This window comes from 'Cynodon dactylon' phytoplasma (assembly GCF_009268075.1).
Classification (GTDB): Bacteria; Bacillota_I; Bacilli_A; order Acholeplasmatales; family Acholeplasmataceae; genus Phytoplasma; species Phytoplasma cynodontis.
This window is the reverse complement of the sequence record NZ_VWOH01000003.1, coordinates 41,190-49,288: the sequence shown is the minus strand read 5'-3', so window position 1 is coordinate 49,288 and position 8,099 is coordinate 41,190. Positions and strand designations below refer to the sequence as shown.

Annotated in this window: 7 protein-coding genes; 1 reads left to right on the top strand and 6 read right to left on the bottom strand. The window is 19.0% G+C overall.

The window, feature by feature from the left end:
- Positions 1 to 896: 896 nt before the first annotated feature.
- A complete protein-coding gene (locus F1741_RS01700) occupies positions 897 to 1,718 on the bottom strand; it encodes a DUF2963 domain-containing protein (RefSeq protein WP_152309884.1) in 822 nt (273 codons plus the stop codon).
- A gap of 581 nt (positions 1,719 to 2,299) precedes the next feature.
- Here F1741_RS01700 and F1741_RS01695 point away from each other — a divergent pair.
- Positions 2,300 to 3,073: a YitT family protein gene (locus F1741_RS01695; protein ID WP_152309883.1), complete on the top strand. Its 774-nt coding sequence runs from the start codon at positions 2,300 to 2,302 to the stop codon at positions 3,071 to 3,073.
- A gap of 69 nt (positions 3,074 to 3,142) precedes the next feature.
- On the opposite strand, the gene F1741_RS01690 is transcribed toward F1741_RS01695, so the two are convergent.
- The 5 genes from F1741_RS01690 to F1741_RS01670 all read right to left on the bottom strand — a co-directional run bounded on the left by F1741_RS01690 (position 3,143) and on the right by F1741_RS01670 (position 8,093).
- A complete protein-coding gene (locus F1741_RS01690; RefSeq protein WP_152309882.1) occupies positions 3,143 to 4,249 on the bottom strand; it encodes a metal ABC transporter permease in 1,107 nt (368 codons plus the stop codon).
- A gap of 2 nt (positions 4,250 to 4,251) precedes the next feature.
- Complete coding sequence (locus F1741_RS01685; protein WP_152309881.1) at positions 4,252 to 5,295, bottom strand: metal ABC transporter permease; 1,044 nt, start codon at positions 5,293 to 5,295, stop codon at positions 4,252 to 4,254.
- Between the two features lie 28 nt (positions 5,296 to 5,323).
- Positions 5,324 to 6,055 carry a metal ABC transporter ATP-binding protein gene (locus F1741_RS01680; protein ID WP_152309880.1) on the bottom strand — a complete coding sequence of 244 codons (732 nt, stop codon included), beginning with the start codon at positions 6,053 to 6,055 and terminating at the stop codon, positions 5,324 to 5,326.
- A gap of 29 nt (positions 6,056 to 6,084) precedes the next feature.
- Positions 6,085 to 7,173, bottom strand: a complete 1,089-nt coding sequence (locus F1741_RS01675) for a metal ABC transporter solute-binding protein, Zn/Mn family (protein WP_152309879.1) — start codon at positions 7,171 to 7,173, stop codon at positions 6,085 to 6,087.
- Between the two features lie 116 nt (positions 7,174 to 7,289).
- Positions 7,290 to 8,093 (bottom strand): ATP-binding protein, encoded by an 804-nt coding sequence (locus F1741_RS01670; protein WP_152309878.1) that lies wholly within the window; start codon positions 8,091 to 8,093, stop codon positions 7,290 to 7,292.
- Positions 8,094 to 8,099: the final 6 nt, after the last annotated feature.

Sequence of the window (8,099 nt, the reverse complement as noted above, 5' to 3'; positions counted from 1 at the left end):
GTTATCCATAAATCATTTCAATTTGCAGAAACTTCTTTTCCACTTTTATAATCTACTATAATTATTTCTTCTTTCGTTAAAATAACCGATTATCTATTGCCACATATTATCACAACGTGTATAACTGGTAAGGTTACTAAATATCTAGGCTGCTTTTCGTCCTCAAATGCGTCTACCAAATTTCGCCACATCAGCATATTATAATAATACAATAAAAATTTCAAAATTCTTTTTTTTTACTTTAAAATTAATTTAAAAAAACATTTCTAATCTATTATGTTCGAATAATGTTCGAATATACAATATAATAAAAATGGTGGAGATGAGGGGATTCGAACCCCTGTGCAACATTAAAAAATTTTATTTTTCTACATATTTATTTTGTTTTATTTTATAAAAACAAACAAAAGTATTTAAAATATATTCTTTAAATTAAGTAAAAGTCTTATAAAAATTTATAAAATCTATGGAAAATTTAAAATTAATTTCAAAAATATTTTTATAATTCTATATCTATTTTTTTAAATATAAAATTTAAAAAGCTGAAGCAGTCATCATTGATGACATACCACTTCCTAAAGAACTAAATGACAAACCTCTTAAGTTTTTATCATCTAATTCTTTTATAGATGAATCCGTTTTTTTATTTTCGTTGCCTTTTATTAAACCTCATAATATGTTTTTACTTGCATAACCAAGATATGCTTAATAAAACTTTTTAACCCTGGCAAAACCTAATAACATCCCCACAAAATATTTTAACTAAAAAAAATTAAAAAATAAATATCTTTTTAAAAATAAAATAAATATTCTTTAGAAAGAAAATTCATTTTCATAATTTTAACTTATTTTAACAATTTTAATATTTTTTTCTATATTATTAATGACTGATCCGTTTATATATTTTTAATGATTGATCCATCTTTATCAAACATCCAAATATTTTTGATAGTCTTTCCATCTTTTTCAAAATTTTTTTCTTGTTTTATTAATAGTTTATCTTTAGAATTTTCTGTTCTGTAATATTCTCTTTCTGTTTCTATTTTTTGATCGTCCAGATTAAATATACTATGTTTTATAATATTTCCATTCTTTTCATCCATATTTTTTATATATTTAATTTTTCCATCTTTTGAATAAGAAATTTCTTTGGTACATATTTCTTTATTAAAACCATCATAATAACATTTACTTTTTAAATAACCTTCTTCTTCATCAAAAAATTCTTGACTTTGTTTTCTTTGATTTTCATCAAATAATATTTTTTCTATAATTATTTCTTTACCGTCTTTTTGTTTCATTACTGTTTTTTTAATTATTTTTTCGTTTTCATCAAAATTTTCTAAAGTATAAAAATTATTATTTAAATATCCTTTGGTTTTTAGTTTTCCATTTGGAAAATAAAATTCACTAACTTCTTTTCTAAACGGACTATAAATTTTTGTTTCTCTTATTATTTTTCCATTTTGAAATTCTTGAATCAAATCTTTTTGCGATATTTTTATTAATTTCTTACTTTTAGAATCGTATTCTTTAATAGTTCCGTCAGATAATTTTTCAATAAAAGTTTGTGATAAAGGTTTTTTAATTATAGTATCTTTTGGAATTAATAATAAATATATTAATATACCTCCAATAGATAATAAAAATGATATTGTTACAATATAAATTTTTGAAAAATATCTTTGAAAAAAAATTGAAAACGAAGAAAATGACATTTTGAAAATTATTCCATCCTTCTATACAAAATTTATTTTTTAAAAAATTCAAATTTATACTTTAATAATATAAATTTATACTAATATTATAAAATATATTTTATTTTTTTATTTGAAAAATAATAAAAAAGATGATATAATCAATCAGGAAGATTGATGTTGTTACAATAGTTTTTAAAATAAAATAAATTAAAAACCAAATAAAACGATAAAGTATTTTTATAAAAAATATATATTTAAAAATATACTAATAATTAGAATATAGAAAAAAATTATAAACAAGTATAAGATAAAACATTCAATTTTAATCTTTAATTCTTTTTTTTATAGTATATGTAGTATAAAAAAAGATTAAAATAAAGAAATTATTAAACACTAAGAATAACAAAAAGTTTACTTTTATTTACTTTTTACTTTTATTATTTTTAAATTTTTTAATTTTTAAAAAAACGATGTTTTAAAATAAAATATCTTTATTCATTTATAATAAGATATTAATTCGTATAAATTTTATTTTTTATAATTTTTTTATAAATGAATAAAAAAACAAAAATAAAAAAATATAGAAAAGATGATAATATATGGATAATAAAAAAAAATTTTTAAGAACATTAACTGTTTTATTTTTTTTAATTTTATTTTTTTTAATTTTCAGTAATAATTTAATAATAAAAAAAATTTTTTTTAATAAATTTATTCAAATTCTTTTAAGTATTTGTTTATTGATATTTAATGTTTATTTTTTTATTTTGCCTGAAAATTTTATCATTGGCGGCTTAGAAAGTAATCTCATTTTTTTAGATAAAATTTTTTTTTATCATAAAAAAAAACAAAATTATTTTTTTAGTAAAAACAATCATATTATAATAATACGTATTCTTATTATTTCTATCTTTGGATATCTCATGAGAGATATAAAATATTTTTTTATTACTACAATAATGACAAATTTATTCTTTGCTTTTGTAATTAAAATATTTGAATACTATAAAATAGAAAGAACTTTTTTTATAGATAAAATGCCTTATGTTTTAAAAAATAATTTATTTTTGAAAATGTTGTTTCTATCCATCATAATCGGAATTAGTGTAGGATTAAGTTGTGGTTGCATTTTTTTAAATAATGGTTCTACTGGAGGAACAGACGTTATTTTTGCTTTTATTAGAAAAATTTTTAAATTAAAAAATTTAAAATTAATTTTTTTTATGACTGATGGATTAATGATTATTTTTTCTTTTTTTGTAGATTTAAAAAGAAAAATAGATAAAAGAAAAAATATATTTTTAAAATATATTTTTTCTTTTATAACTTTTATTATTGCTATTTTATTAATTGATATAGTTTTAAAATATTGAAATCAATAAAATTAAATAAATATAATATTTGCTCAAAAATTAAAATTAATAAGTTAATTAATTAGTGAATTATATATTAATTTTTAAACAAAATTTTTTTTCTATTTCTTTTAAAAAGAATTTTCCTTTTTTTGTTAAAATAATGTATTCTTTTTCGAATTTAATATAACCTTCTTTAAAAGCTTTATTTAAATATTTTTTTAAAATTAATGAAGACCATTTTAAATTTTTGTTCAATTCTTTAATAATGATTTTTTTTTCATGATTAGATAAATGAATTAATAAGGTAATTAATATAAAATTTTTTCTTTGTTTATAATTTTTTACTATTTTTATTATAAAACCTTTTTTGGGTTCTAAAATAAGAACGATAAAAAAATTAATTAAATGAATAAAAGAAATTAAACTAGCTACTGGTAAATCAAATAAAATTCCTAAAAAATAGCCAATACTAGAGTTGATAAAAGAAATCCATAAAGATAAAACAAAGCACTTAAACAAATTTGTACTTATCAAAAAAGCAGCAGCCGAAGGGCCAATAAAACTAGAAATAACCATAACAGAACCGACAATATCAAAAGAAACAACTACCGTTAAAGAAACTAAAAATATTAATAAATAATTAATTATTTTACTAGAAAAACCTAAAATTAAAAATAAAGAAGGATCAAAAATAAAAAACTTTAATTCTTTATAAAAAAGACAAACAAAAAATAAATTTAGAAAAAGAATAGGAATTATTTTCAAAATTTGTTTTTTATGTGTTAATTCTATATTTCCTAGAAAAACAGCGTCTGAATCAATATGTATATCTCTAATTAATATACTTATAATGATTATAGCTAAAGAAAAGAAAAAAGTAAAAACAATACCAATAGAAGCATCTTCAGGTATTTTTTTATTTTTGCTCAATAAATTAATAAAATAAAAAGTAAAAATACCTATTAAAGTCGCTCCTAAAATCAATATAGGAGAATCAAGATTTTTAACAATAAGAAAAGATAAAACAATACCTAAAAGAATACTATGACTCATAGCATCCACAATCATAGTTATTTTTTTTAAAATTAAAAAAATACCTAAACTAGATAAAGATAAAGAAGTTAAAATTAAAACAAAAAAAACATCAAATTCAAAATTAGTAATAATTTTTTCTATTATGCCTGTTATTTTCATCATTACACATCACCATTAATCAGTTTTTCTATAATTTTCAAACCTTTCTTAGTGATTAAAATTTTATTTTTGGAAAAAATAAGATATTTTTGTTCGAATAAAAATAAATCTTTTTTCTGAATATTAAAATTTTGATTTTTATGATAAAAATAAATTAATCTTTTAAACTTGATAATTTCTTTTTGATATTTTCTTTTTATTAAATAATTTTTTAAAATACCATATTTAGGAGCTAATATGATAGAAAATAAAAAAAATAAAAACATAATAACAATAATAATAGGTCCAGTAGGCATATGTTTAATTTCATTACTTATAATAGCCCCTATAAAACTTGTTAAAAGAGTTATAAAGATAGAAATATAAATATTAACATTTAAATGATCACTAAATTGTCTAGCAATAATACCAGGAATAATTAAAAAAGCACTTGTTAAAATAATACCGATTAATTTTAAACTGCTAACTACAATAGAAATTAACAAAATATTAAGAATAAAACTAATAATATTAGTTCGAAATCCTATACTTTTAGCAAACAATTCATCAAAAATAAAAATTTTAAATTCTTTCCATAAAAGCAAAACTGAAATCAAAATTATTATAGTTATAATCCCTGTATAAACAACACTTTTAAAAGAAATTAAAGCTGACTGACCTAAAATAAATTTTTCTAAAACAGCAATTTTATTATCTGGCATTCTATTTTGAATAAAACAAATTAAAACATTTCCTAACCCAAAAAAAGAAGAAAGAACCAAAGATAAAATAGTATCTATTTTTATTTTAGAATATTTTTTAATAATTTCCATAATAAACAAAGAAACAAAAGCTCCTAAAATAGAACCAATCCATAAAACAAACTCATTTGTATCTTTGACCCAAATATAAATTAAAGCTATTCCTGGTAAAACAGTATGAGAAACAGCATCCCCAACTAAAGATTGTTTCTTTAAAATAATAAAAATACCTAAAAGACTAGCACCACAACCTAAAAAATAAATACCTAATAATACTTTCAAAAAAGTATAGTTAAATAAATTCATACTCTCAATTTTTTTCTTTCTAATTTTTTTATTTTATTATCAACTGATTAGAATAGGTTTTTTGAATATTTTTATTATTAAAAACATAACTAATAGGTCCGCTAGCTATTTTTTGTATATTTAAAAAAACAACATAATCAAAATACTTTTTTATAGTGGTTAAATCATGATGAACTACAATAATAGTTTTATTTTTTTTTTGTAAATTCTTAAGAACAGAAATAATTTTTCTTTCTGTTTGAATATCTACTCCTTGGAAAGGTTCATCCATTAAATAAATTTCGCCTTGTTGTGCTAAAGACCTAGCTAAAAAAATTCTTTGTTGTTGACCTCCAGAAAGTTCCGATATTTGTCTATTTAAAAAAGGAATCATATCTACTTCTCTTAAGGCCTGTAAAGCAATATTTTTATCTTCTTGTGTGGGTCTTTTAAACCAACCTAAATGACCATATCTACCCATTAGAACAACATCAAAAACTGTAATAGGAAAATCCCAATCTACTGAATTTCTTTGTGGAACATAAGATATTTTTTTTCTAATTTTTGTATATTTTTGATCATTAAATAAAATATTACCAGAAATTTTAGGAATTAATTCTATCATAGTTTTTATTAAAGTGGATTTTCCAGCACCATTAGGTCCAATAACAGCTGTTAAAGAACTTTGGACAAAATCAATATCAATATCCCATAAAACTGGTTTTATATTATAAGCCACTGTTAAATCTCTTATTTTAATAGCTATTTTATTATTATTCATTTTTTTTCCTTATTTTAAATTAAATAATATTATGATAATTCTTTTTCTATAATATGTATGTTATGTAAAAAAGTACCAATATAACTAGAGAGTTTATATCTTTTATTAGGATTATAATAAAAGTGTTCGAAAGAATTATCATCTAAACCTAAAGAATCAGAAAATAATTCTTTTTCACTTATTTTAATATTGTGACCTTTATTTAAAACTGCTTCTCTTAAACTATCTAAAGATTTATGCGATATAGAAGATTCAGTAAAAATAGCTTTTACTTTTTTTTGAGCTAATTCATTAGCTAAATTATTAATATCTGAAATACTAGTTTCTGTTTGTGTAGAAATACCTTGTATAGATCTTAACTCAAATTGTACATTATTTTTATAAGCCAAATAACTAAAAGCATCATGAGCAGTTACTAACATTAAAGTATTACATTTTTTGTTTAGTTCACTAATTTTTTTTTGAAAATATGTCTTTAATTCTTCTAAATCATTATTGTATAGTTGAAAATTTGATTCTAATTTGATTTTATCTTTTTCTTCTAAAATATTATCTATACTTTTTTTTATTTTTTTTAAAACTTGTTGCCACAAATCAATACTAAACCAAATATGCGGATCTTCTTGTAATGTTTCTTCATCTATTCTAATATCTTTTTTATTTATTTCAGAAGAAGCTGAAATAAATTTTTCACTATTATCTTCTTCAGATAATATTTTTAAAGAATCAATCATTTTTGATTCTAAATGTAAACCATTAACGATAACTAAATCAGCTTTTTTTATTTTTTTACGATCAGAAAGTTTAGTTTTATAATTATGAGGATCTATTCCATATCCCATTAATGAAAAACTTTTAACATTTTCAATTTTTTGATACTTATTTTCTATTAAATCAACATCTCCGATTAAATGAAGAACTAAATCGTTTAACATAGTAGTAGTAGTTATAATATATTTTTCATTAGAAACAATTTTTTGATTATCTGAAGAAAAAAAAGATAATAAAAGAATATATAATATAAAGATAGTCAATATAGACATAAACCACAACCAAATATATTTAAACAAAATATATTGAATTGAAAAAAAATATTTTTTATCTTTCTTAATAATCATTTTATTCTTATACAACATTCTATATAAAATTATAATTAATATAAAAAATAAACAAATTTTTTTAAAATAAATATCATTGAATATAAAAAAAAGATAATAAAAATTTGTTTAAAAAATTAATTTTGTTCAAAAGGATAAATATAAGATAATGATTTAATCAAATTAATAATTTTATTTGCTTTTATTTCACTATTACAATCCTTTTGAGAAGAAAAATATTGTTCTAACTGGAATAAGTCTAAATTACTACTAAAAAAAATAGGTAATTTATTTTCATAACGATAGTATAAAAGAGATAAAAAAATATCATCTCTAAAAAAATCATTCATATTCTCAGTTCCTAAATCATCTAAAATTAAAAAAGAAACTGTTTTCAAATAATTTAATTTATTTTCCACGGATTCATTATACCAAGTTTTAAATTGTCTTACTAAATCCGGCATAAAAAGAAATAAAAAAGAAATTTTTTTTTTAATCAAATTTTTAGCTAAAATCTTAAGTAAAAAAGTTTTACCTATATTAAAAGGTCCATGTAAATAAAATCCTTTTTGAACTTTATTAAAATTATTAGCATAAGATTTAATTTTATCAATAATTTGTTTTTGATAATTACTTCTTATTTCTATTTTATTTAAATTAATATCATTAAATTTTATATTTTGATTAAATAAAATACTATTTTTTTGTAAATCGTTTTCAAAGTGAATTTTTTTAACTTTACTTGTTTCTTGAAAAACTACATGTATATAAGGTTTAAATTTTAAAACCATACGATATCCTGAATTAATTGATTGATTTTTGTTTTCTAAATAATTATAAACAATTAGAAGATCTTTATCTTCTATTTTCAAATCCTTAGTTTCGTTATGTTTTAATATAAAAGATCTTATTTTTTCTAAATATTTTTTATTAGAAAACATTTTATG